At 60.0% G+C, this 25,148-nt stretch carries 19 protein-coding genes; 11 read left to right on the top strand and 8 right to left on the bottom strand.

From position 1 onward, the window contains the following. The first annotated feature begins 210 nt into the window (after positions 1-210). The 4 genes from ACN0SO_RS24855 (at position 211) to ACN0SO_RS24840 (ending at position 4,438) form a co-directional block, all read left to right on the top strand. Positions 211-1,521 carry an extracellular solute-binding protein gene (locus tag ACN0SO_RS24855; RefSeq protein WP_417682214.1) on the top strand — a complete coding sequence of 437 codons (1,311 nt, stop codon included), beginning with the start codon at positions 211-213 and terminating at the stop codon, positions 1,519-1,521. 90 nt (positions 1,522-1,611) lie between these two features. Beyond that, positions 1,612-2,493, top strand: a complete 882-nt coding sequence (locus tag ACN0SO_RS24850) for an ABC transporter permease subunit (RefSeq protein ID WP_417682213.1) — start codon at positions 1,612-1,614, stop codon at positions 2,491-2,493. Positions 2,494-2,502: 9 nt separating this feature from the next. Then, positions 2,503-3,345: an ABC transporter permease subunit gene (locus ACN0SO_RS24845; protein WP_417682211.1), complete on the top strand. Its 843-nt coding sequence runs from the start codon at positions 2,503-2,505 to the stop codon at positions 3,343-3,345. A gap of 10 nt (positions 3,346-3,355) precedes the next feature. After that, positions 3,356-4,438, top strand: coding sequence for a sn-glycerol-3-phosphate import ATP-binding protein UgpC (locus ACN0SO_RS24840; RefSeq protein WP_417682209.1), 1,083 nt, complete (start codon positions 3,356-3,358; stop codon positions 4,436-4,438). Between the two features lie 25 nt (positions 4,439-4,463). On the opposite strand, the gene ACN0SO_RS24835 is transcribed toward ACN0SO_RS24840, so the two are convergent. Genes ACN0SO_RS24835 through ACN0SO_RS24825 form a run of 3 tightly spaced genes read right to left on the bottom strand, consistent with a single transcriptional unit; the run spans position 4,464 to position 6,614 of the window. Then, positions 4,464-5,666: an MFS transporter gene (locus ACN0SO_RS24835; protein ID WP_417682207.1), complete on the bottom strand. Its 1,203-nt coding sequence runs from the start codon at positions 5,664-5,666 to the stop codon at positions 4,464-4,466. Next, complete coding sequence (locus tag ACN0SO_RS24830; RefSeq protein WP_417682205.1) at positions 5,659-6,018, bottom strand: MmcQ/YjbR family DNA-binding protein; 360 nt, start codon at positions 6,016-6,018, stop codon at positions 5,659-5,661. Before ACN0SO_RS24830 ends, ACN0SO_RS24835 begins: the two co-directional genes overlap by 8 nt. Positions 6,019-6,029: 11 nt before the next feature. Further along, on the bottom strand, positions 6,030-6,614 hold the full coding sequence (locus tag ACN0SO_RS24825) for a hypothetical protein (protein ID WP_417682204.1): 585 nt from the start codon (positions 6,612-6,614) through the stop codon (positions 6,030-6,032). 197 nt (positions 6,615-6,811) lie between these two features. On the opposite strand from ACN0SO_RS24825, the gene ACN0SO_RS24820 reads away from it, so the two are divergent. Further along, positions 6,812-7,240, top strand: coding sequence for an Hsp20 family protein (locus tag ACN0SO_RS24820; RefSeq protein ID WP_417682202.1), 429 nt, complete (start codon positions 6,812-6,814; stop codon positions 7,238-7,240). Positions 7,241-7,275: 35 nt separating this feature from the next. Next, positions 7,276-7,551, top strand: coding sequence for a DUF1150 family protein (locus ACN0SO_RS24815; protein WP_417682201.1), 276 nt, complete (start codon positions 7,276-7,278; stop codon positions 7,549-7,551). Positions 7,552-7,919: 368 nt separating this feature from the next. On the opposite strand, the gene ACN0SO_RS24810 is transcribed toward ACN0SO_RS24815, so the two are convergent. Together ACN0SO_RS24810 and ACN0SO_RS24805 are read right to left on the bottom strand one after the other, a co-directional pair. Next, the gene (locus ACN0SO_RS24810) at positions 7,920-9,134 is read right to left on the bottom strand and encodes an OpgC family protein (RefSeq protein WP_417682321.1); all 1,215 of its coding nucleotides are present in this window, start codon (positions 9,132-9,134) and stop codon (positions 7,920-7,922) included. Positions 9,135-9,250: 116 nt separating this feature from the next. Beyond that, positions 9,251-10,633: a tetratricopeptide repeat protein gene (locus ACN0SO_RS24805; protein WP_417682200.1), complete on the bottom strand. Its 1,383-nt coding sequence runs from the start codon at positions 10,631-10,633 to the stop codon at positions 9,251-9,253. 275 nt (positions 10,634-10,908) lie between these two features. On the opposite strand from ACN0SO_RS24805, the gene ACN0SO_RS24800 reads away from it, so the two are divergent. The 4 genes from ACN0SO_RS24800 (at position 10,909) to ACN0SO_RS24785 (ending at position 17,463) form a co-directional block, all read left to right on the top strand. Further along, complete coding sequence (locus ACN0SO_RS24800) at positions 10,909-12,063, top strand: YeeE/YedE family protein (RefSeq protein ID WP_417682198.1); 1,155 nt, start codon at positions 10,909-10,911, stop codon at positions 12,061-12,063. Between the two features lie 417 nt (positions 12,064-12,480). Continuing rightward, complete coding sequence (locus ACN0SO_RS24795; RefSeq protein WP_417682196.1) at positions 12,481-14,958, top strand: glycosyltransferase; 2,478 nt, start codon at positions 12,481-12,483, stop codon at positions 14,956-14,958. Then, positions 14,955-16,877: a hypothetical protein gene (locus tag ACN0SO_RS24790; RefSeq protein WP_417682194.1), complete on the top strand. Its 1,923-nt coding sequence runs from the start codon at positions 14,955-14,957 to the stop codon at positions 16,875-16,877. Before ACN0SO_RS24795 ends, ACN0SO_RS24790 begins: the two co-directional genes overlap by 4 nt. A 19-nt stretch (positions 16,878-16,896) precedes the next feature. Further along, the gene (locus ACN0SO_RS24785; protein ID WP_417682192.1) at positions 16,897-17,463 is read left to right on the top strand and encodes a hypothetical protein; all 567 of its coding nucleotides are present in this window, start codon (positions 16,897-16,899) and stop codon (positions 17,461-17,463) included. Here the strand turns inward: ACN0SO_RS24785 and ACN0SO_RS24780 are convergent. Genes ACN0SO_RS24780 through ACN0SO_RS24770 form a run of 3 tightly spaced genes read right to left on the bottom strand, consistent with a single transcriptional unit; the run spans position 17,453 to position 24,740 of the window. After that, positions 17,453-20,749, bottom strand: coding sequence for a glycosyltransferase family protein (locus tag ACN0SO_RS24780; RefSeq protein WP_417682191.1), 3,297 nt, complete (start codon positions 20,747-20,749; stop codon positions 17,453-17,455). The genes ACN0SO_RS24785 and ACN0SO_RS24780 overlap by 11 nt on opposite strands. Then, on the bottom strand, positions 20,749-22,293 hold the full coding sequence (locus ACN0SO_RS24775) for a hypothetical protein (RefSeq protein WP_417682189.1): 1,545 nt from the start codon (positions 22,291-22,293) through the stop codon (positions 20,749-20,751). The genes ACN0SO_RS24780 and ACN0SO_RS24775 overlap by 1 nt, the downstream gene beginning before the upstream one ends. Next, positions 22,290-24,740, bottom strand: a complete 2,451-nt coding sequence (locus ACN0SO_RS24770) for a glycosyltransferase (protein ID WP_417682187.1) — start codon at positions 24,738-24,740, stop codon at positions 22,290-22,292. Before ACN0SO_RS24770 ends, ACN0SO_RS24775 begins: the two co-directional genes overlap by 4 nt. On the opposite strand from ACN0SO_RS24770, the gene ACN0SO_RS24765 reads away from it, so the two are divergent. Then, positions 24,705-25,085 (top strand): hypothetical protein, encoded by a 381-nt coding sequence (locus tag ACN0SO_RS24765; RefSeq protein ID WP_417682186.1) that lies wholly within the window; start codon positions 24,705-24,707, stop codon positions 25,083-25,085. The two genes, ACN0SO_RS24770 and ACN0SO_RS24765, sit on opposite strands and share 36 nt — an antisense overlap. Positions 25,086-25,148: the final 63 nt, after the last annotated feature.

The raw sequence follows: 25,148 nt of genomic DNA, 5'->3' as shown, positions 1-25,148 counted from the left end.
CCGGTCCGTAGCGGTAAGCACCTCGAAAAATGCCGAAAAATCAACGGTAGGCGAGTGTCGCCGAAGGTTCATATGAGCGACACACGGCATTCATATGAAAACCATACCAAGCACGGGCGGTATCGATCGCGCCGCCGGATAAAACGCCGGCCGACCGCGCATACATCTTGTGACCGGGGCCGTCGGCCCCATCGTTTGGGAGCATTTATTATGGCTTTTCGTAAGACCGTCGCCAGCGTTGTCGCTGCGGCCGCCCTGCTTGGCACGTCGACCGCTTCTTATGCCGCGACCGAAATTTCCTGGTGGCACGGCATGAGCGGCCGGAACGGCGAAGTCATCAACGAGATCTCTGAAAAATTCAACGCCAGCCAGGATGTCTGCCACCTGACGCCGGTGAGCAAGGGCACCTACGAGGAAGCCCTGAACGCAGGCATCGCCGGCTTCCGTGCCGGTGAGCAGCCGAACATCCTTCAGGTCTTCGACGCCGGTGCCGCCACGATCATCAACGCCAAGGGCGCCGTGATCCCGGCCGAGGACATGATCAAGGACGCCGGCCACGAGTTCAAGCGCGAGGCCTTCATCGATGGCGTGCGTTACTTCTACGCCGACAGCGACGGCAAGTTCATCGGCATGCCGTTCAACTCTTCCGCTCCGATCATGTACATCAACGACGAAGCCATCAAGAAGGCCGGCGTTGAAGCACCGACGACCTGGGAAGAATTCGAAGCCATCGCTCCGAAGCTGAAGGAAGCCGGCTACGTGCCGCTGGTTCAGTCGCAGCTGACCTGGGAATTCACCGAGAATTTCTTCTCCCGTCACAATCTTCAGTTCGCGACCAACAACAACGGTTACGACAGCGTCAAGGGCACCAAGATCCTGGTGAACTCCCCTGAGCAGAAGATGATGTATTCCAAGCTCAAGGACTGGTACGACAACGGCCTGTTCGGCTACTACGGCGCCGGCTGGAGCGACAACCAGAAGCCGTTCGAAGAAGGCAAGGTTGCTTTCTGGATCGGGTCTTCGGGTTCCTTCGGCGGTCTGCGCAAGACGGCTCAGATGCCCTTCTCCGCAACCTTCCTGCCTTACTGGAACTCCATCGAGGGTGCCGGCACCAACACCTTCATCGGTGGTGCCGCCCTGTTCGCCTTCTCCGGCAAGCCGAAGGCCGAAAACGACTGCACCGCGGCGTTCTTCGAATTCCTGACCTCTCCGGAAGTCCAGTTCTTCTGGCACAAGTCGACCGGCTACGTGCCGGTCACCAAGGCGGCCTACCAGCTCGCCCAGGAAAGCGGCTACTACAAGGAAGTTCCGCAGGCCGAAGTCGGCATCAAGCAGCTGATGCTTCCGGGCGGCGAGTGGTCCAAGGGCTACCGCATGGGCTTCTACCCGCAGATCCGCGAAGTCATGGAACGCGAATTCAACAAGATCTTCGCCAACGAGACCTCCGTGGACGACGCCTTCAAGACCATCGAGGAAGAAGGCAACAAGCTGCTGGAGCGCTTTGCCAAGACCGCAGGCTGATCCGACCGGTTTGAAAATCGCGGACCGGGAAGAAATCTCTTCCCGGTCCGTACGTCCTGAATTTCCGTCCGGAAATGTGAAAGCGTGCACATGAAACGCGTCCAGTTCTCCAGCGCTTCCCTGCCGTATCTCTTTCTGCTGCCGCAGGTCGCGGTCATCCTGATCTTTTTCTACTGGCCGTCGGTGCAGGCGATCCAGTCCTCCTTCTATCTGGAAGACCCGTTCGGTTTCAGCGCCACCTTCGTGGGGTTGGACAACTACAAGGACGTTCTTGAATCGAGCGAATACGTCCGCATCGGCAACTTCACCATCGTCTTCACGCTGCTCGTCACGTTCCTGTCCCTGTCGAGCGCACTGCTCCTGGCGGTCAAGGCGGACGCGGTGATCCGGGGGTCGTCGACCTACAAGACGCTGCTGATGTGGGTCTACGCTGTGGCGCCGCCGGTCGCCGGCCTCATGGGCGTGATGTTCTTCGACCAGCATATCGGCCCCTTCCTGAAGGTCGCCGCCTTCTTCGGCTGGGACTTCAAGCTGGGCTTGAATTATTTCGACACGGCCTTCGCCATGGTGACCATCGCCGTGTGGAAGCAGATCCCTTACAACTTCATCTTCTTCCTGTCCGGCCTGCAGGCCATTCCGAAATCCCTGCGCGAGGCCGGGGCCATCGATTGCCGCTCGGGCTTCCGCCGCTTCTGGACCATCATCCTTCCCCTACTGGCGCCGACGGCCTTCTTCCTGCTGATCATCAACATGACCTATTCGCTGTTCGACACCTTCGGCATCGTCGATGTGGTCGTGAAGGACAAGGCGGCGAACAACCCGATCACGCTGGTCTACAAGGTCTATATGGACGGTTTTCGCGGCGGCGACCTCGGCGGCTCCTCCGCCCAGTCGGTGATCCTGATGGTTATCGTGTTCGTGCTCACCATTTTCCAGTTCCGCTTCATCGAGCGGCGCGTGCACTACAATTGAGGGCGCGCCATGTTCCGTCTGAAATTTCTCGACCACCTCATCCTGATCGTCGGCTCGGTCCTGATGATCGGCCCCGTCGCGATCGCCTTCCTGACATCCACCCACGAAGCGGTCGAGATCCATCGCTTCGGGCTGATGGCGACCTGGGGCGATAACTTCACCGACACCTATTCCAAGGTCCTGTTCCACGAGGGCGGTTTCACCGGCCAGATCACCGGACTGCGCATGCTGTGGAACTCCATGCTGCTCGGGATCGGCTTCGCCGTCGGCAAGATCGTCCTGTCCATGCTTGCCGCCTATGCCATCGTCTATTTCCGCTTCAAGGCGGGCACGTTCTTCTTCTGGATGATCTTCACCACGCTGCTCCTGCCGCTGGAAGTGCGCATCGTGCCGTCCTACGAGGTGGTGCAGAAGATGGGCATGCTGAACAGCTTTTCCGGCATGATCGTGCCGCTGCTCGCCTCTGCGACGGGCACGTTCTATTTCCGTCAGTTCTTCAAGTCGGTTCCCGACGAACTTCTGGAAGCCGCACGCATCGACGGCGCCGGTCCGTTCAAGTTCTTCATCGACATCCTGGTGCCGACCTCCAAGACGATGATCGCCGCGATCTTCATCATCATGTTCGTCTACGGCTGGAACCAGTATCTCTGGCCGATGATCACCACCAACGACGAGGCGTATTTCACCCTCGTGCGCGGCATCAAGCAGATCCTTCTGGTTTGGATCGGCTCGCAGATCCCCGATTACAACGAAGCTTTCGCCCTTGCGATCCTGGCCATGCTGCCCCCGGTCCTGGTGGTCGTGGTGTTCCAGAGCTGGTTCGTCAAAGGCCTGACCGAAAGCGACAAGTGAGCGATATCCGATGGCAACGATTACTCTCGATACGGTCCGCAAGGTTTACGCAGGCGCGGTGGAAGCGGTCAAAGGCGTGTCCGTGGACATCGCCGACGGCGAATTCATCGTGCTCGTCGGCCCGTCCGGCTGCGGCAAGTCCACTCTCCTGCGCATGATCGCAGGGCTGGAAGACATCACCACGGGCAAGATCAGTATCGGCGACAAGATCGTCAACAAGGTCGATCCGGCGGACCGGGACATCGCCATGGTGTTCCAGAACTATGCGCTCTACCCGCATATGACGGTCTACAACAACCTGGCCTACGGGCTGCGCAACCGGAAGATCGCCAAGGACGAAATCGACCGCCGCGTGAAGGAAGCCGCCCGCATTCTGGAGATCGGCGACTATCTCGACCGCAAGCCGCGCATGCTGTCGGGCGGACAGCGCCAGCGTGTGGCCATGGGCCGCGCCATCGTCCGCGAACCCGCGGCCTTCCTGTTCGACGAGCCGCTGTCGAACCTGGATGCCAAGCTCCGGGTGCAGATGCGGGTGGAAATCAAGCGCCTGCAGAGGTCGCTCGGCACCACCAGCGTTTATGTCACCCACGATCAGCTGGAAGCCATGACGCTCGCCGACCGGCTGATCGTGCTGAACGGCGGCGCGATCGAGCAGATCGGCGCGCCGGTGGATGTCTACGACAAGCCGGCGTCCACCTTCGTGGCCAGTTTCATCGGCTCGCCCGCCATGAACCTGGTTCCGGTGCGTTCCGAAAACGGCCGTCTGCAGGCTGACAGCGGAGCCGGCCTCGATGGGCCGAACCTGCACGGAGCGGATCGTTATCTGCTCGGTGTCCGCCCCGAACATATGGAAATCGGCAGCGAGAAGACGGAAAGCCCGGATAAGCTCTCCATGGAGTTCACCGTCAATGTTCTGGAACCAGTCGGCGCGGAAAGCTACATCTACGGCCAGCTTGACGGCGCCGGCCCGGAACTCGTCGTGCGCGCGCCGAGCCATGCCCGCTACGATCCCGGCACGGTGCTCTATCTGAACGCTTCGGCGGACGATCTGCATTTCTTCAACGCGGACGACGGCCGGCGGATCGACGGCTGACATCGCAGCGTCGGCAGCAGGGGCGTTATTCCATCGCCCTGAGCCGGAGCATGGCGGCAATGCCGAAGGCCGGGCCGATGGCCATGATCACGAAGACGGCGGGCCAGCCGATCTCGGCCGCCAGTACGGGCGTCGCCTGCACCGTGAAGAAGGTCAGGGCGAAGCCGAGCGCAGTCTGAAACGTCATCAGGCTGCCGGTCATTTCCGGCGGCGAGTGGTCGGCCACCAGCGCCGAGAATTGTGCCGAATCCGGCAGGATCGCCGCCCCCCAGACAAGCACGCAGATCATCGTGATCCAGGGCGGCCCGCCGAAGGTGGCGGCGGTCGCCAGTGCGGCGCTGCCGCTGAAGATCAGGGCCCAAAGCGCAATGGTTTCCTTGCCGAGGCGGTCGGCGAAGACGCCTGCGACAATGCTGGTCGCGCCGCCTGCCGCGATGGCGCCGAAGGCAAGCAGCCGTCCGAAGACGAGCGCCTTGTCCTCCGCCATCGATGCGCTGAACGACAAGGTGGCGGCAAGGCCGATCCAGGCCCACATGGCGTAGAGTTCCCACATGTGGCAGAGATAGCCCGCATAGGCGAGCCGGACTTTCCGCCTGGTCCAGGCAAGGGCGATGGAGCGGAACCGGAATTCTCCCGCCGCCGCATGGAAGGGCCCGAGTTTCGTCGCCAGGCACAAGAGCCCGCCGATGGCGGCTGCCAGCGAGGCGACGCCGACGCTCCACCGCCAGTCGGCTCCCCCGGCAAGGGCCAGCAGATGGGGCGCTGCCGAGCCGAAGGTCAGCGCACCGACCAGGGCGCCGACGAGAAAACCCCGGTCCCGCTGCCCCCAGCCGACGACGATCTTCATGCCGACCGGATAGACGCCGGCCAGCATGGCGCCGGTGATGAACCGGGCAAGGATCGCGAGATCGCCTCCCGGCACGGTCACCAGCAGGCTGGCGTTCGCTGTCGCTGCGATCAGGGCAGAGGCCGCAAAGGCCCGTCGCGGATCGAACCGGTCGGGCAGGCCGAAGATGGCGGAGACCAGCGCACCCGCAACGAAACCGATCTGGACGGCGCTCGAAAGGGCGGCCTGCCGAAATTCCGAAACCGGAACTTCGGCCACCATGTCCGGCAGGATCGCCGCCGACATGAACCACAGGCTCATGCCGGCGATTTCGGCGAGCATCAGGAAGAACAGGGATCTGTATTTGCCCGGCGGGGAAGAGGTTGTACCGGGATCAGGCATCGATCCCCAGCTCCTGCCGCAGCTTTTTCGTCAGTTTCCCGGCGACAAGACCGTGGGCTGTCGAGATATAGGTTTTCAGGTCCTCGTCGGAAAGCGCCTTGTCCTTCGATACCTGCACCCATTTCGCCCGGGCCAGGTAAGGCGCCGGCACGATGCCGTCCTCTTCGGTGAGCATCATGTAGGACAGGTCCGAACACTTGAAGGCGATCCGCTGTTTGGAGCCTTCGCCCCAGCTGGAACAGACCGCAAAGATCTTGCCGCCGACTTTCCAGACCGAAGCGTTGCCCCACTGAACCACGTTGGTCGTGGCCGGCAGGCCGGCGCAATAGGCATCGAATTCGGTGCGGGTCATGGGGTTCTCTCCTAAAGATAGTCTTTGATTTTCCCGCAAGTGCCGATCATTCGATAGATAACCCGAGGGCCGGATTGTTCAAAAACGCCACCATTTTGACGCTTGCCGGTGTAACGAACTTGCACCAGATAATTTTCATCACCCCATATCCTCCCCCAGAACGTCGGATAGAAGTAACCCTCTGGGCTGTATGCTTCCCCCAGTTCGGCGTCAGCGGCTTTATATTCTTGGAAGTTACGGAGTATCTTGCAGCAATCTGGATTATTTTTAATATATTCTCGAATGTTTTTCATGTGTATTTCTTCGTCAACATTCAAACTGGAATACGGATATTCAAAAACAGAGCGATATGCGTCACGCAAAGTACTCTCGATTAATTCGTCTTTCGTGAGAAAGCGCTGCTCGGAAAGGCAATAGCCAGAATAATTCAAACTTAAAAAGGGTGCAGCGACGAAGATTGCAGCCAATAAAACTCCCAAGGCGATCTTCAATTGGTCATGCCCTTTTGTCTTTGCACCCGTCCGGAAAGTGCACGACGCAGCCCGGCATAGTCGCGATGCGTCATTTGTCCAATATGCCCATTCCGGCACTACCATGAAGTTCTGCCGCGCAGACTTTGCAGACAGTTCGCAGTGTCCGCAAGCCCGCGCGCCTGTAATGTCGCTGATGTGACGGGAACTTGAAGTCTTCGGCCCAAGTCGCCATATTTGTCTCAGACGAGGGGTGAGATCCACCCCGTCCGGATGCCTGGTTTAGGGTCCGGGTGCAAGGTCGCTTTAAAAGGACTTTGACGATGACACGCATGTCGGCGTTTTCCAGCCCGTTTCTGCTCGGGTTCGATGACATTGAACGGGTGCTCGACCGGGTTTCGAAAGCCGCCAATGACGGCTATCCGCCCTACAATATCGAGCGGTTGCCCAAAACCGAGGATCAGGGTGACGTCATCCGGATCACTCTGGCAGTGGCCGGGTTTACCCGGGATCAGCTCGACGTGTCGGTTGAGGAAAGCCAGCTGGTCATCCGCGGCCGCCAGGTCGACGACAAGTCGCGCCAGTATCTGCACCGCGGCATTGCCGCGCGCCAGTTCCAGCGTGCCTTTGTTCTGGCAGAAGGCATCGAAATCCTCGGAGCCGATCTGAAGGACGGTCTTTTGTCGATCGATCTTGCACGCCCGGAGCCGGAACGCGTTATCCGGAAAATCGAAATCTCCAACGGCGAATGACCCATCCGCCGGATAAGGAAAATGGAGAGTATCTGATGCACGACCCCAATACCCCCGATCGCGACGATACGACGTTCGACATCAGCAAGGATGCGCTGTCGGATCTCGGAAACGGAACCCTGGCCTACGTCCGCAAGATGCAGCCGGCCGAACTGGAAAGCCTGTTTCCGGGAATGCCGCCGCTTGAGGGCAATCCCAGCCTGTGGGCATTGCTGAACGCCGACGGCACCCCGATCCTGCTTGCCGACAACCGCGAAGCGGCAATCGCCAACGCCTTCGAGCAGGAACTGGAAATGGTGAGCCTGCACTGAATTCGCGGGCGGAAACCAACATCTCGATGAAAGATACCGGCCGCGAGGCCGGTGTTTTCGTTTGGAGCAAGTGCATCTCTTCATCGTCGCCCCGGATCACCGCTATCGCTTCGTCCGGGAAGTCATTGCGCCCCGCACCTACATGCTGTGACCCCGGGCGAACGCAGTGAGACCCGGGGCCTAATCATTTCCAGAGCCGTTGTTCCTATGATCCAAGCTGCGGCAAGTGGATCTGCGAGTAGGCACCGGATCAGGTCCGTGGTGACGGTTATGCGGGAAGCAGGGCCGTTCCCAACCCTGGTTGCCCTGCAGGGCAAGGAGGAAATCGCCCAAAAGCATTGATGATCAATCTGGGAATTCAGTCGAACTCAAACCGCTTCGGCCTGTCGCCTGGACGGCTCCTTGGCCGGTTCTCCGCCTTCGGGAGCGGTCATCTCCGGTCCTTCCGGCTTGTGCAGCTTTGCCGGCGGCTTGCGCCAGGGCTGGTTCTTGAACCACGACACCGTATAGGCGACGGCAATCAGGGCCGCGAAGCCCAGTAGGTTCGACAGGATCTGCGGGACCCACTGGTCCCGGCCCCAGACCATGTCGCGCAGGATACCGGCCGCCTGGGCGATCACCAGGCTCGCCATGAAGACAGCAAGCGATTGCTGGCCGACTTTCTGGACCACGCGCACGAAGGTACCCCATTTCCGCCCATGGCCGTAAAGGCGCCGTCCGTTTTCGCCGGCGGCCAGCCAGGCGAGATAGGCGAGTGCCAGGAAATGGATGTAGCGGAACAGTCCGAATTCCGTCTTCCTCCAGAAGGGCTCGATCGAATTGCGGATGTCGTCGACCCACGGCACGTTCAGATGAATGCGAAAGTAAGCGAACGGCAGGGTGACCAGCAGGATGACGATGGCGAGCGCCACCAGCCTGCGGTTTACCGGCGGCGCGGGAAGCCAGCCGCGCATGAAGGCGAAGCCGGTGAAGAAGACGAGTTGCCAGGCGAACGGATTGAAGAACCACGGCCGGTCCGACCAGGGTTCCGCCGGCAGGTTGAGAAAACCGAGGTTCGCCATCAGCCACAGGCCGATTGAAAAGGCAAAGGCGGCCGGCACCGAATAGCTGGCGATGAACATGATCACCGGTATCAGGCCCAGGATCACGATATACATCGGCAGGATGTCGAAATAGTTCGGCACCCAGGTCAGGCTGAAAATCCCCGGCAGCGTGACCTTCGAATTGTCGAAAAGGTGCCAGAGATTGAGCGAGGCCACGTAGTCCTCGGTCAGACCGCAGCAGGTTTCCAGATATCCACTTTCGTGCAGCGCGACCAGACTGACCGCGATCACGAAGAACTGGCCGATATGCGCCCAGTAGACCTGCCACATCCGATGCATGATCCGGGCAGCTCCGATGCCCCAGCCGTGGATCTCGAACACCTTCCCGAAGGCCAGCGCCGAGGCCATGCCGGAACAGAAGACGAAGATTTCCGTCGCATCGGAAAACCCGAACCGCGCCGGGATCCAGAGGGTCCACCAGTTCCAGGGGATGTGGGCGATGTAGATGATGAACATGCCGATCCCCCGGTAAAAATCCAGGCGGGGATCTCTCGGTTTCTTTGCAACGGTCGTCTGGGCGTTCACGATATCAGTATTCCTGGGTCCCTTTGGCAGCAGCCTTATGAAGCGGCTTTGTGTCCAAACCGGGATTGTCGTCAGGCCGGCGTCGCGCGCAAGCGCTCATTCTGCATGACAAGAGACGCGCGTTGCATCCGGTCGCAGACCTCCAGCCGCTGTTCGGCGAACCGATCGAGGCCGCCGCGCTTGCTGGTTCGGTCTTTCAATAGTTTTTCAGCGTCTTCCGCAAGGCCTGCGCGAATGGCCGCATCGATCGTCATCCGCTCAAACACATCGCGCTGGGCATGGGATCCGCCGATCGTCGGCATTGCCTCGCGGGCGGAGGACAGCATTGTGAAGGCGGAGGCGTAGTTGCCTTTCCGGTATTGTTCCAGCCCCATCGCTGCGGGAAGTCCGGCCTCGGCCGAAATCCGCTGCAGGTCGCCTTCCTCTTTCGTGCGCCGGCGCAGGTCGGTAATCAGGCGTTCGGTGCCCATGCGCCGTCCGCCGCTCAGAAGCGCCATCAGATAGTGCAGGTCGGCGAAGACATTGCAGCCGTCTTCCGCGCGCTTGTCGGAAAGGGCGGCCAGTTCTTCCCAACGCCCGCCCACATTGACACCTTCCATCTCAAGCCGCATCAGAAGGGACGTGCCGTTGGAAATGTCCCGGAAATCGTCGGTGTGGTCCTGCCGGATCTTGCGGTCGTACAGATCGAGAACCTTGCCGATTTCGCCCTGGTCCAGATACATCAGCGCCAGGTGCCACCAGACGTGATAGCCGAAATTGTTGCAGTGGGCCCAGCCGTCCGGCCGGCTCTCCAGCCAGCCGATGCCTTCTTCCGACCGGCCTGTCATGTCGTGTACATGGGCGACGGCGTGCAGACCCCAGGCGTCGTCGCTGCAGAACTCCAGGCCCCTGCGGCCGACGGCCTCGGCTTCCCGATAGGAGCCGGTTTCCTCCAGCGCGAAGGACCGGCAACCGAGAACGTAGCCGTAGCTGGGATGCTTCTCGTCGTACGCGGGCATGATCCGCTCGATCGAGGTCCTCAAGCTGGCTGAATCCCCCAGTATGAAGCGGATGGCGTGCGACAGCTTCAACAGCAGGGCATCGCGGGGCGCCTTGACCAGCGCCTCGTCCAGGAGATCGGCCGAATGGGACGGCCAGCCGTCGAGCCAGGCGCGAAGTGCCGCCGTAACGACGGCTTCGCGCGGCGTGACCGGCCGGGTCCTTGCGGCATGGGCAGCGGTTTTCCAGGCCTCTTCGGCCGTGTCGTAGAGTTCGCGCCGGGCAAGCAGCAGGCAGAACAGGCCGCGGGCGGCATGGCCAAGCGCGAATTCGGGATCCCGCTCAAGCGCATCCTGAAGATGGCCTGCCGTCGTCGCCCCGTGGGCAAGAAAGGCATTGACCGCGGAAGTCCAGGCGGCCAGGGCCTCTTTGTCTTCGAGGGTGATGTCGTATCCGAACTGGTCTGTCAGACGCATTGGCTGCCCTATGTTGCGATCGCTTGAGTTCAGTCGGCACAGGTGCCGGGACCTCAAGCTGTGGAGCCCGCGCCACGGCTTCGGCGGCGCTTCGAAAAATTGTGCACGACAAAAAGAACCGCAGTCGGGCGTTGAACTGCAACACACAAAAAGGTGTTGGCGACGTGTGCTCGGGAGACGTTATTCAGTCTTATTAGAAAATCATGCTGCGAATTCCTTCCGCGGAAGAATGGCATTTCTTGTCGCGCGAAACGGAAAAGCCTAGGTGGTCTGATATGCAGACTCTTTCCGTATCCACGTCCCAGAGGACGGTCCTGTTCGTTGCCCTGAGCGCCCTGGCCTTGGTCAGTTACGGTGCGTTTCTGGCTGCCGGACCCAAACATGCCATGGCGACCTTGATCGGCGGCCTGGCCGGGCTTGCGCTCTACCACGCCAGCTTCGGCTTCACCGCGGCCTGGCGCCATCTTGTGACCGAACGGCGTGGCACGGGACTTCGGGCGCAATTCGTGCTGATCCTGCTGGTGTCGGCGGTTTCCTTCCCCCTGATCGCCTGGGGCAAGGACTTCGGCCTGCCGACCGGAGGGTTCGTCTTTCCCTTCGGCATTGCGGCGGCGATCGGCGCCTTCATGTTCGGACTTGGAATGCAGATCGGTGGCGGTTGCGCCTCCGGAACGCTGTTTACGGCCGGCGGCGGCTCGACCCGGATGATGGTGACGCTCGCGACCTTTGTTCTGGGGTCTGTCCTGGCAACCGCCCATATGCATCTTTGGGGGAAGCTGCCGAAGCTGCCGTCCTATTCCCTGGTTCAGGACTTCGGTCCGCTCGGCGCTTTTGCGATCACGGCGCTGGTGCTTGGAGCGATCGCTTTGCTGACACTCCGGATCGAACGGAAGGCGCATGGCAAGGTCCTGCCGGCCCGCAAGACGGAATCCCTGTTGACCGGCCCCTGGTCTCCGATGGCAGGCGCGCTCCTGCTGGCGCTGGTCTGCATCCTGACATTTGTCGTGGTCGGCCGTCCCTGGGGGATCACCTCCGGCTTCGCCCTGTGGGGCGCGAAGGTCTTTCACGCCGTCGGCATTCCGGTGGAAACCTGGCCCTACTGGTCCTGGCAGAAGGATGCGCTGGAACGTTCCCTTCTGACCGACATGACGTCGGTGATGAATTTCGGCGTCATCCTGGGCGCCATGGCGGCCGCGGCCCTGGCCGGCAAATTCGCCCCCGTTCGGCAACTGTCGCAACGCGATCTGCTGACGGCCGTCGCCGGTGGCCTGCTCATGGGTTATGGCGCGCGTCTGGCCTACGGCTGCAACATCGGCGCCTATCTCGGCGGGCTGGTTTCCGGTTCTCTGCATGGCTGGCTGTGGCTGCTGTTCGGCTTCCTCGGCAGCCTCCTCGGCGTCCGCCTGCGGCTGAAGCTCGGAATGGGCTGAGAAAACACAGTCCTGTCTGGCCGTGATCGGATCATGGCCGCTTCGGCGATTGACCTTCAAAAACAGAACCTGCGCCTGATGGTCTTCGGTTTGCCGTGCAACCCCAAGGCCTTTCGCATGCGTATCCTCAGCTTCGCCGATGACAGTGAATGAGGGTGCAAAATGACGCGACAATGTCTTCAAATCTCATTATGTAGAATGAAGAGCCTATACGCGGGGACTGTCGATCTTCCCTCCTGGAAAGTCAGCAAGCGGTATGATCCATCTCCTGTTCAGGTCAGCTGTTTTTGGCCCGAACGGTTTGCCGAAACCGATTAAGACAGTAGAGAAATGAAGCAAGACACCAAGCTCAAAATCGGATGGTATTTAAAATCTACTGATATTCATTCCGCTTCGGCTCGATACCGATGCTTCTATATGGCTCAGGCCCTGGAAGACTTTTCTGTCGAGAACGCATTCTTTCTGGACGAAACCGAAGTTCTCAAGGAGCTCGACAGTCTTGACGCCCTGATCGTCGTCAAGAGGATCGATGTCTCGGTCGTCTACATGGTTTCGGAGTCCTTCCGCCGGCACAAGGCCGTCTATTTCGATGTGTGCGACGACTTTCTCGCACCCGGCTACAAGGCCCGGCCCGGCCCCTGGCAGCTTGCCCTGTTCGGTTCGATCGCTCCTTATCTGAGCGGCATCATCACCACGGGTCCGGCCATGGTCGAACGGATCCAGGAGTATCTCGACGGGTATTCGACGAAATCGGTTCCGATCCACATTCTCAAGGATATCGCGGAAACCCGGGAAACCGTGCGGTCGGTGACGGAGTATTTCCGCAATTCCAGTGCTGCGAAGGTCAAACAGGCGCCGCCAAAGCCGGGCAAGGCACCGCCGCGCCCGCTGCCGCCGGCGCCCGAAGAACAGTCTCAGCCGCCACAACCCGAAGCGCGAACCTCCGCTGCCGCGAAGCTGAAGTCGTTTTTCTTCCCCACCGGCAAACAAAAGGAAAAGCAGCCGTCAAAGCCTGCAGTGGCCGTGAAGGCCGCCCCTGCGGAAACGGTGGCCGCATCCGGTCCGGTGCGCAAGAAGGTCCTGTGGTTCGGGAACTACGGCTCGAACCACGGCACGTTCGGCATCGTCAGCCTGTTGAACGCGGTGCCTGCCCTGCGGGCCGTGCAGAAGGATGTTCCGCTGGAACTGGTGGTCGTCAGCAACAACCGCACGGTTTTCGATTCTGTCATCGGCCAGCTCGATGTTCCCTCGTCCTATCTCGAGTGGTCCGTGGAGGCCATGGCGGAAGCCATGGGACAGGCCGATGTCGCTCTGCTGACCAATGGCGATGACAGGTTCTCCATGGTCAAGTCGTCGAATCGCGCCCTGCAGGCCCTGGCCTCGGGAGTGCCGGTCGTTGCGACCTCCAACGGTGCCATGGCCGAACTGTCGGACTTTGTCGTTCTCGATGATTTCGAGGCCGGTCTGCGCAGGTACCTGGGTGATGCGGGAGCGGAAAACACCCGCCAGGACCTTCTCAAATACCAGGCGGTCGCAGCCGAATATTCCGCGCCGGTCGTTGCCGCGAAATGGCGCGACATCCTGGTTGCCGACGTTCGCGCCAAACGGGACCTGAAGCCGAAGTCCGGCGCGACGCTGTTCATCCTGAGAGAACAGTCCCTGGGCATATTGAGCCCCGAAGTTCTCGACAGGATTCTTGCCGCCGACGATACCGCGGAGTTTATCGTCGACAGCCAGGTTTTCCAGAAAGCGCCCGCCCTCCTGGAGTGTTTCATCCGGCACCGCATCATCCCGTCTGTCGTCGCGACCAGCGAAATGGACAAGGGCGTGGCCTCGCGCATGGCCAAGGTCAAACTGGTGGTCCTGCCGGAAGAGAAGTCCAAGCTCGTCAAGGACTTTACCAAGGAAGGCCGGCGGGAGGGCGTGGCCGTCACCACGTTGAAGGACTATTGCGCCGCACTGGGGCCGTTTCCCGAACGCCTGAACGAAACCGGCAAGACGAAATGGGTTTTCGTCACCCACCAGAATACCAAGGGCTGGATCCTCGATGCGATCTGCAGGGAGATCGGCTCCCGGCAGCCCGACAGCTGGCACGTCGCCTACAATCCGCCCAAGCTGCCCGATGCGGAAAACTACTTCTATTCGCATTATTCGCTCTACCTGAAACACACGCGAAAGAATGCCAAACAGATCGGCGGCGCCCGCAATTTCATCTGGTTCACGCACCCGAGAGAAGACAGCGCCGAGGAAATCGCGGAGCTTGTGGAGGCCTTCAACAAGGCGACCAAGGTGATCTTCGCCTGTTCCCAGCATCTCGATCTGTGGCTCGAACGGGGCCTCAAGCCGGAAAAGGGCTGCGTCGTGCTGGGCGGTGCGGATCCCGAGCTGTTCCGGCCGCACACGCGGTCTGGAAAGACCGTCGGTATTTCCTCGTCCTACTACGAACGCAAGAACCCCGACCTGCTGCTTGAACTGGTGAAGACGCAGGCGGACTGGAGGTTCATCCTGATCGGCCGGAACTGGGAGGAGTATTCCCGGTTCGAGGAGCTGAGCAATGCGCCGAATTTCCAGTATGTCGTGGCCGACTATTCCGAATACCCGTCCTGGTACGACAGGTTCGACGTGCTGTTGTCGGCATCGACCCTGGAGGGAGGGCCTATACCGCTTCTTGAGGCGATGATGGCCAATGTGGTACCGGTGGCGAGCCGGACCGGCTTTGCGCCCGATCTCATCCGCCACGGCGAGAACGGCTATCTGTTCGACATCGATGCCAAGGCATCGGACGTTGCCGGTCTGATCGAAGCGGCCTTCGGGCTGAAGACGGACGTTCGCGAAACGGTCATCGACTATTCCTGGGACAATTTCGCGACAAAAATTCTGGACCTGGCAGAGTGAATTCCAATCGCGACCTGATACGGGATATCAAGACGCGCCGCTTTCTGGCTGATCAACTCCCGGACCTTCTTGAGGCAAACCGGGATGCAATCGTTTCCTGGCTCTCGCAGACGGGAGCTGAGGGCGATCTTCAAGCGGTGCCGAAAGACCGGGTTTATCTGATCTGCCCGATCGTGGTGTTCGAGGATATTGCCGCCACACCTGCCCTGGGTCAGATCCTCCAACTGGCACTGCCGGAACTGACGGTGATCGTTGCACTACCGACAGAAGCCTCCCTGGAGTGTTTTCAGGCCAATGCGGAAAGACAAGACCTCCATCAGGTGGTGACGCCGGTTCTGGAAAAGGACCTGAAAGCGGCCGTGGACGGATTGGAAACGGAAGCGGTTTTGTGTCTGGTTCCGCGGCTTTCGGTTCTGGCACCGGGCTTCATTGCGGCCCTCAATGCGGTTCTCTCCGACGAGGGAGATGACCGTTTCGACGATGCGGGGGCCGGTGTCTGCCGCGCTAAGGCATGGATGGGGCTCTTGCCCCGTTCCCGAGCGGCTGTGGATGAAAGCAGGCTTGGGCGGGAAGGCGGCGAGGGCCTTCCGCCCACGGATCTTGGCAGAACACCCGTTCGCGCGTTGTTTGGCCGGTTGGCCCGCCTGTTCGGGGCGAAAACCCCGTCCTCCAATGACCTCGCGACGGAGCATGTCAGCCGGGTTCTCGACGATCCAGATGCGATGATCCTTCCCTTCGTCGGAAAAGCCTCTCTGTCTTCCGCCGACAAGGCGATTTACAGCAAGGCTTTGGAGGCATTCGAAGCGGGATCGGTCGAATGGGAAGGCGCCCGTGATGTACCGGTGGCGACGGAAGAGAACGAAACGTATTTCCGTGAGCTTGACGACAAGCTCCTGCCGCAGGGGATTGCAACGGACCAAGGAGTTCTCGATATCAGTACTGGCGACACCCGCCAGCCCGATGACCTGCAACTCTCTTACCGGCAGGATCTGGCAATAGCGGACCAGGCCGGCGGTTTAAGGATCGTCATGCCCCTGCGTGCGATCGGAACGGTAGGCGTCGCGGGTCAGGCCGTGTTGCGGACCGAACAGGAAGTCCGCGTTTCCCGCTTTCATCTCCACGTCCCGCCGCAGGATCTTCAGTCCCATATGGTGACCTGCTATCTCAACCGCGGTGGCGGTGGCAATGCGATGATCCGGAATTTCGCCAGAGGCATCGGCTGCGAGCTGCGTTATGCCGAGGACGAGACCGGATACCGGCCGGGTGTTCCCATCGTCTGGGGGGTCCTGCGCGGCAGCGACAAGGTCGTGCAATACGCCAAGGACAACAACCAGTATTTCTTTTACATCGACCATGCCTATTTCAGCCGCGGTCATGGCGTGAATTACCGCATCACCCGAAACGGTTACGAGGCGGGCAGGATCAGGGAATGCCCGCCCGACAGATTGTCGGTACTGAATATCGAGACCCAGCCCTGGAACCGGGACGGGTCCGTTATCCTGGTGTGCCCGCCGACCGACTATTTCATGAACGCCCATGGCTGCCATGACTGGCTGGAGACGACTCTGGCCACTCTGAAGAGCCATACGGACCGGGAGATCGTGGTCCGGGTCAAACCGCAGCCCGGCGAAACCGTCGAGCCGATCGAGGACGCATTCCGCCGGTCCTTTGCCCTGGTGACCCATTCTTCCAACATCGCGATCGAGGCCGCCATTGCCGGGGTTCCGGTTTTCGTTTCAGAGACAAGCGCGGCGGCACCCGTCGGCCAGACCGACTTCAGCCTGATCGAAAACCCGGTCTATCCGGAGCGGACGCCCTGGCTTCAGCACCTGGCCTACAATCAGTTTTCGATGGCGGAACTGGGCGACGGAACCGCATGGCGCATGTTGCGCGAATTCGAAACCCGCCCCTTTGTCTGACGGAAACCGGAGTGTCGCAGTGGCAAAGACTTCAGCGTTGATCATGAGCGGATTTTTCGAGGCGGAGGCGCAGATCGCATTCGACTATCTGAAAGACGTCAAGGCGCCGAAGGGGACGAAGAAATATCTCTACACCAACGGCAAATTCGACGGCCGCAAGATCGTCAAGCCGTTGAACACGGAAGGATCCTATCCCGCCGATCTCCTGCGGCTCTACAACAGCGCCCTTTCGGTTCGCTCGGAGGACGCCCGCAAGGTCTACATGCGCGACGGCTATGCGGTCTACGGCCTGCACAGATCCGCGTCGGAACAGAAATTCGAGGAAATTTTCTATCTCCATGCCGCCGGGCCGGAGGACGATATTCACCAGGCCCTGACCCGGGACTGGAAAGGCCAGCCGGTCGAAATGGCGCGCTCCCGAAGCGGCGGCTATGCCTTGCGGCTCGAGACCGCGGCGTCGGGCTGTCTGGATACGCTAGAAGGCGCACGCGAGCTTTACCTGTGCGGCGCGGCCCATGCCTTCGAGGCCGACGCCCTGACCCTGTGCCTGTCGCTCGAGCCAGAGCAAATTGCCCTTATCGACTAGGTTTCCGCGCGGCCCTGAGTTCCATCGTCTTCTCGAAGATCCGCAGCACCTGGTCCCGCAGGGCATCGGTCGAATATTTCTCCGTCAGCTTTTCCTGGGCGCGGGCGACCTGTTCGAAACGGCCCCCGGGATCGGCCGTCAGGGACTGCAGCGCGTTGAACCAGTCGTCCTCCGTCGCCGCCAGAATGCCGCAACCGTCGGAACAACAGTCGTCATAAACGGTTCCCCGGCTGGCAACCACCGCGGCGCCGACGGCGGTGTATTCCACCCACTTCGTATTGGCCTTCATCAGGTTGAACATGATCGGAGTGAGCGGACAGATCCCGATATCCCATTCGTACTTGGAGAACTCCTCCAGGAACTCGTTGTAGTTGGCGATCGGAGGCGCGCTGTTCACCCGCGACTTGAATTCCGCAAGTTCGGGCGGGATCGGGATCGAGCCGAAGAATTCGAACTGCACGTCCGGATTTGCGCGCAAGTAGCGGACAATCGCCGGGAGGACCGGAACGAGGTTGTGCGAATGGTCGGCGCTGGCCATGTAGCCGACCTTTCGCACAGGTCTTTCGGCGGCCGGCGACAACACCTTGGCCGAGCAATAGATCGCTCCGGCCTTGATCTGCGCCTTGGCGCCCTGGGAGGCGATCCGATCCTTCAGCCGGGTGTTGGATGCATAGATCAGGTCGGAGCGGTTCAAAAGCGCCTTGACCGTTGCAATCCGTTCCGGCGCGTTGTGGTAGCGGAACTTCTTCTGCCCAAGGTTCTCCGGCACGTTGAGCAGATCGTCATCGACCTGGTAGAGAACGGGAACTTGCTTCTCGTTGGCCCAGTCGAGGAACAGGTCCAGGTGCGGTCCGCTGTACCGGCAGAAAACGATGATCGTGGGATCGAAACTCTCCAGCTTCTCCTGGATATAGGGGCGGTTATCGTCGCTGCTGGCCGGCTTTGTCCCGTTGTCGGAGATCGACTTCTCCGTGAGGATCTCCATTTGGGTCCGGCCGCTCTCGATAATCGGCGCAAGCGGTTTGATAAAACTGAGCTGCAGGGTCGGAATGAAACCATTTGCGACATAAAGGATGCGCTGCCCGTCCAGGAGGGTTTCCAGTTTCCGTGCGCGGGTGGTCCGTGCCTGCTCCAGCATGTCGAAGATCTGGGCACGATGGGCCGCGGGCGCGTAGTCGCGTGAAAGCCGTTCCTGCGCTTTGCGTACGCAGTCGAAGCGTGTCTGCGGATCCGAGGCCAGCGTCTTGAGCGCCGCAGGCCATTCGTCCTGGGCGCCCACAAGAATGCCGCATCCGTCGGCACAGCACTGTTCATAAGCTGGATTCCGGGTTGCGATCACAGCGGCACCGCAGGCGGTCAGCTGGACCCAGAGATCATTCGATTTGCCGAAGCTGACGTCGGTTTCGGCGAGCGGACACAAACCGATGTCCCATCTCAGTCCCGCCAGGTCTTTTAGAAAATTCTTGTAGGAACAGGAGACGGGAACCGTTCGGACACGATCGCCGAACTGCATCAGCTGTTCGGGCAGGGGCAACTCGCCCATGTAGTCGAAGCCGACTCCAGGGTTTTCCTGCATCAGATGGCAGACAGCCGGAAGGATGACATCGAAATCGTATTGGTAGCCGCTGCAGATATAGCCGACCCTGGTGATCGGCCCCGGATCGGCTGGCACCAAAATCTCGCCCGAGCAGGTTATCGCGCCATGGCTCAATTGGGCGCTGCTGCCAAGCTGCGCGATGCGGTCATGCATCTGCGGTGTCGAGCAGTAGACGAGATCCGCATTGTCGAGTGCGAATTTCACGTTTGCCAGCCGCTTGGAGCGGCCGAGGTGCCGGTACTCGCGGTTCGGCGCCTTGGGAGGAACATTGAACAGCCGGTCGGTTGCGTACTGGACGACCGGGATTTTCCGGTCCCGTGCCCAATCCACGATGAAGTCGAGTTGCGGGCCGCGGTACTGACTGAGGACAATCGACGTCGGATCGAACCGGCTCATCCGCGTGTCGAGGTAATTTTGAACCGACGTTTCCGCCAGGTTTGCGATCATGTGTTGCTCATGAAGGACATCGATCTCGAACTCGGAAGGCGCCTCCAGCCTTTCCAGCGGATCGAGGAACGCGGACTGCAGATGCGAATCGAGGCTGTCTTCGACGAACAGGACCCGTTCCTTTGCCCGGACGCCGTTTTTCACGGGCGCAGCGATCTCAACGGATGGGTCGAACAGCTTGGCGAAGCGTTCATAGACGACCATCGGATCCGTCGGCATTCTCAGCTTTTCGAGAAATTTTTCCTGGGCACTGATGAAGCGCATCGGATGGGCGACCGCTTCCCGACTGAAATCCAACCAGTCCGACAGGGTCGATATGTGGGTCAGCCCTTCGTAGTTGTCCGCATCCATCACGCTGCCCGCGTCGCTCCACACGGCGGTCGGGATACCCGCCAGAACCATGTCGATGATGACCGAGGAAGGAGCGGAGATGCCGTAGGAGTAACGCGGCAGGTCGACCTTGTAGATCGGGTTGTTGTTGATCGTCACATTGCCGGGCAGCTCGACATTCTGCTTCAGCACATACTGACCGCCCGGGTGGGGTCTGAGCGTGACCTTGCGCCCGTCGGTTCCGAGGTGGCTGCAGAATTCGGAGAACACCGTCATGAAGTCGAGCTTGAAGTCACCGGAGACATTCAATCTGACGGAGTGCAGGTTTTCGCATACGATCCCGCGTTCGACGCGATCCGTCGCCAGATTGCGGGGAGGTGTCATCTGCAGAACGGTCGACGGCCCGGTGACATATATCTTCGACATTTGCGATGGCAGAAGAGACGTCAGGACCGAAGGCGGGCTCCAGGAACACACGATATCCGCGCCGAATGCGACCTTTTTTCCATGGGCACGGTCATGATCGCGGCTTTGCAGAAGTCCGACAGATTCATATCCGTGCTGCAAGTTGACCTTCAGGAACGAGGCCGGGGCATTCAGGAAAATGTCGTGGGTCGGTTTATGTGCCTTGAGGTTGGATTCGCTGGCGGCAATGAGAACGCCCGATTTGCCTTGAAGATGCGGGATTGCGCTTGCGGCATCGTCGATTTCGATTTTGACCGCGCCGGTCGCTTCGCAGATCTCTGAGAGTTCCTTGCCCCAGACGTCCGTCCTGTCGCGTGTATGGAAATTCTTTATGACCAGTATCAGGGTCTTTATTCCAAGATCGCGTCCGGTCATGAAGACAAGAGGACGGATGATATTCACGTCCTGAAGAAGATTGACCAGAAATACCGCATGGCGTTCGGACATTAAGCTGCTACTCCCGTGGACAGGCGGTCATCGAAATTATGGACAAGTGGTAGCCTGGATTTTTCTGAATAGACGCATGGCAGGCCGGGAAACAAGGCCTGAATGGCCTTTATGACAGTCCGGATGGTGGATGGCTGCGTTGTTAGGAGGGCAAGGGATGAATCCAGGTCGGGTTGCGCCCAGTTACGGGCGCTAAAATCAGGCAGAAGCTGCGCGAGGCTCAGACTGTACCGGGTCCCGAAAAACCCGCCTTTTACCGGAACGAAGTTTTTGGCCGCATCCGCGCCAAGCAGCTTCATGCATTGTCCCGACAGCAGAATTTCAGGACCTCTTTCTCCATTGCGATCGGCGAACGAAATGTCCCAGTCCAGCGGCAGGCCACAAAAGGGGCTTGCGACCGACAAGGCCGACAATTTTTTGGCCAGTCGATGAACCCGCCAGGAGGAAGCGCTGCCATGAATAACCGCTGCGAGCGGTCGCGTCATGGCGATGGTTTTCCCGTCTGGCTCACCGGGGTCGATCCGGTCCAGGAACGTAACGAGCTTTTCGGCTTCCCCGGCGGGCGAGGCGACGCCGGCCAGAAGGTGCGTAAACGCAGGTACGGTGGTTTCCCTGAGGGCCATGGAGCCGGACTTCGCATCGCGTAGAAAAGTCTGGGCATTGCGATAGACAAAAGGAGCGAGGCGGTCGTAGAGCGGATACCCGGCTGACAGAACCTGCGATCCAGCACATAGGGCCGTTACCGCCCTGTTGAGCGACTTCGTGATGCTGAAGGCCTGATAATTGACCGGCAGGAAACTGGCGGTGCTCGCATTTAGCATGTCCCGCTCGCGCTGCACGCTCCACGTCGACAGTTCATAAGGTACCGGGAGCCGTTTCAGCATTTCGAGACGTTCAGGTGTCATCGCCCTGCGGTTCGTCAGGATGTCGAGCCGGATCTCCAGACCACGTTCGCGCATTTCCGCCAGCATATCGCTGAATGCGACAAGATCCTGCAGGCCCACCGGAAAATGCGGGTTGTCGCCGATCCCGAACCAAAGGACCCGGATCCGGCCTGTCCGTACGACCTCATCCTGCTTTCGGTTCAAGGTCTCGATCAGTCTGGCCGGTGAGAAGTCAGGAGCGAAGGGATCGTTGATAACATGAAAGGGAAGTGTGCTCCCGAAGGCTTCCATCACCCCGCGGATCCGGCCCGAAGCGGCGAGGACGAAATTTGCCAGCTTCAGAAAATGGCCGAGCCAGGACCGGTATCTGGTAAACCGGCTGTCCGTGGCGTGCGAAAACCAGTCGTCGAAAAGATCGACGCCGATAGGGATGCCGGAGGCGCGCAAATGATGCGCAATCACGAGTGATCCGGCGTCGTAGCATTTGCTGAAGACGTAGATGTCATGCCGGAAGTGTTCAAGCCGCGAAAATTTGGAAATGGGCACGATGTCCAGGTGATGGCCTGCAGGCGCGAGGGCGGACTTCAGCCGTTCGTAGCGAATGCGAACGCCGGCGTTTTTCAGCTGTTCCGATGAGCCGACAAGGATGCAGACATTCATGCGTCCAGCATTCTTATGACGATATCATTCGGATGGAAGCGCGCGTTTTCGGACGGCTCCTGGCCGGGAAGAACCTCGAACGGTGTCCGGTCAGCCGGAGGCAGAATATCCTTTGTCACGCCCGCGCTGACGACGGACGTTCCGATCGACCGCAGGCCTTTTCCATAGGCAAGGCTGCCGATCATGAGAGCTACGTCAGAAAGGGTGTCCGAACCCGGAAGGGCACCTTTCAATTCGGCGAGCGTCGCCTTTTTGGTCAGGAACAGGTCGCCATGGTTCGCAAACACCGGATAGTTCTCCCGGAGGAAAAGGCCCTGGCATCCAGGCTCCCAGACCGTGAACGGTGCGGTCCGGTCCTTGGGTAGTTGGTTGAGAAAATATCCATAGGAGCGGATTTCCGGCCGTTCGACCTTCTTGTCGACCTTGACCTGCTCGATAAGCATGCAACTGGCCGAAGCCACATCCGGTTCGCTGATCATGCCACCCAGGAGGGACAGGGTCCGGGGATCATGGAGAACCACCGCGTCGCTCATGACCAGAACCTGGTCGCCGCTCATGTCGGCTGCAGCGGAGTTCAGTGCATTTCCTAAACTGCTCGTCTGAGGCCGGAGCAGTACCCGAAGGGGGCAAGGCGTTTCCATCTCGCTGACGGCTGCCGCAATCTGCCGGGCTTGCGTGTCTTCTTCAGGGATGGACAGGACAACATCGCAAATTTCGATTTCGTCCTGGAGAAAAAGAGCCTGCAAGGCTGTCTTGAGCGCGCTTTCCTGATCCGAACAGGAGATGAAAACCGACAAGCGTGGCCGGGTTTCGGAACGTGCGCCCGGCAGGCTTGTCTCCGGAGAAAAAGGCATCAGCAGCCGCGCTTCGTCCGGATGCGACAGGTTCGCGAACCGAACGGCCAGGCAAAGGGCGTCCTGTGCTTCCGAGGGAGCCGCGCCATCCGTCTTGGAAGCCTGGGCGTCAACCGCATCGAGGGACGGAAAATTGCCGGCGGAGCGCGCGTCGGATTTTAGGGACGGGTCGGCAGGACTGCGGGTCAAGGACCAGGCAGGAACGGCGGTCAGTGCGTTCGCCACTGCCAGGATCGCCGGCCGATTGGCCGGGCTTTCATGTCCGTCACCGGCGACCATGATCCCGATCGAGGGAATGCAGTCGGGAGCAAGGGTCAGGCCCCCGTCGGCACCTGATGATCCCTTGGCGCGGAAATCCGTCGAAAGGGGCGCGTAGGATTGCGGCCATTCCAGAAGCGACTTGACCAGTTCGGCCTCGCCGGCTCCCGCATCGCCTGCCGGATGTCCTTCCGGCACAATCGGAAGATTGAAGCAGACAGAAGCCCAAAGCCTGATGTCTGGCTGGAAAATCCTTTCGGAACCGAGCGCCTCTCCGGTTTGAACGCGGATCTGGTTGACGGCCCATTGCGGTGCCGGCCGATTAAGCCGGGCACCGAGATACCGGCAGGACAGGTCGGCGAGATTGTCCAGATCGGACCGGGCTTCGCATATGGCCAGAAGCTCACCATAATGGGCTCCGCCCCTGCAAAGGGACGGGAACGGCAGAAGCGATAAGGCCAGCAGCTCGCCGCTGGCCGAATTCACGCAGACGAGAACCGGGAAGAACGCATTCGCCAGCGGCACATCCAGCACGACCGGGCCGCTCTCCAGAATAGAGCACTCAGCCAGCAGGGACAGGCGTTCCAGCCTGAACGGATCGGCCTGAAAAAGGCGGATCACCGGCGCCGATGCGGGGTCGTTCGCGGGCGCTCCGTTTTCCAGGCGCATGCGCAGGGTCATGTCCGATGCATGCCACAGGTCCAGAACCGAAACGTCGGCCTTGCCGGCAAATGCGGGAAAGAGAAATGCATCGCAGTCATCGGTGAACGGACCCGTCAGGTTCCATGCTTCGGCATCTGCATTGTCTGCCGAAAACCGGAACGTAGACGTCACACCGGGACCCATCAATTCGCCGAATGCGGCAAGAGGGCCCTTGAGTTCGGACAGGCCTGCATCGGAAGCTTGGCCGATTGTTCCGAGGAATTCACCGCCAAGTTCGATCTGACCGGGTTTAGACGTCGCACTGAAGACCGATCGCCCTTCCCAGGGATTGGAGAGCGGGCGGACCAGGGGAAAGGAGACGGGGATGATCCCCCCGGTCGCCGGCTCTTTCCGCTTGTTCACCGCATGCTGTTTGGAAAAGCCCTTACTGAAGCGCTTGCCGCTTGCCAGCATATTCCGGCCGGATTCGGTGGAAAGGATCCTTGCCCCTTCCTCCGAACTGAAAATGAGACGTCCTTCATTGCGGCCGTGCTGCTCGTAATGCACCAAAGCAATCTGGCCTGCCTTTTTGACGTCTTCGTGCAGGAAATAATAGGCTTTCGTGCTGAAACTTGGCCCGGGATCCCGCCCTTCCAGATGGCCAAACTTCAGGTAATGGACGAGCGGGTCCATTTTGCTGCTGCGGACATCCGGATTCTTTTCCAGATACCAGTATTTGTCAAAGATATCGCCAGAATTGGCGATATTGTATTCTCTCTGCAATCTGCTGGAAAATCCAAAAAGTCCAGAGATTTGCTCGATGGCGCCACGGAGAGCTTTATTTATTTTCGATGGGCTTTTCATTCAAACGCTCGCGAGACTTCAAAATTCATTGCCAACTGTCTGATACAGAAGTGCATCGGAGTGGTCATGTGTTTCGAGCTTGTCGGGCACCTTCTTTGCACGAACGCACCGGGAAAAACACTATTTTTCTGCCCTATAAAAGGAACGAAACGGCCTTCCGCAGCCCGGCAATAGATTTTCCGCATTCTTGCGATGACAACTGCTATGCCCGAGTGCCTTCGCAGCGTTGGCGCGCGA

This window comes from Roseibium sp., assembly GCF_048260565.1.
GTDB lineage: Bacteria > Pseudomonadota > Alphaproteobacteria > Rhizobiales > Stappiaceae > Roseibium.
This window is presented reverse-complemented; position numbering and strand designations above follow the sequence as displayed.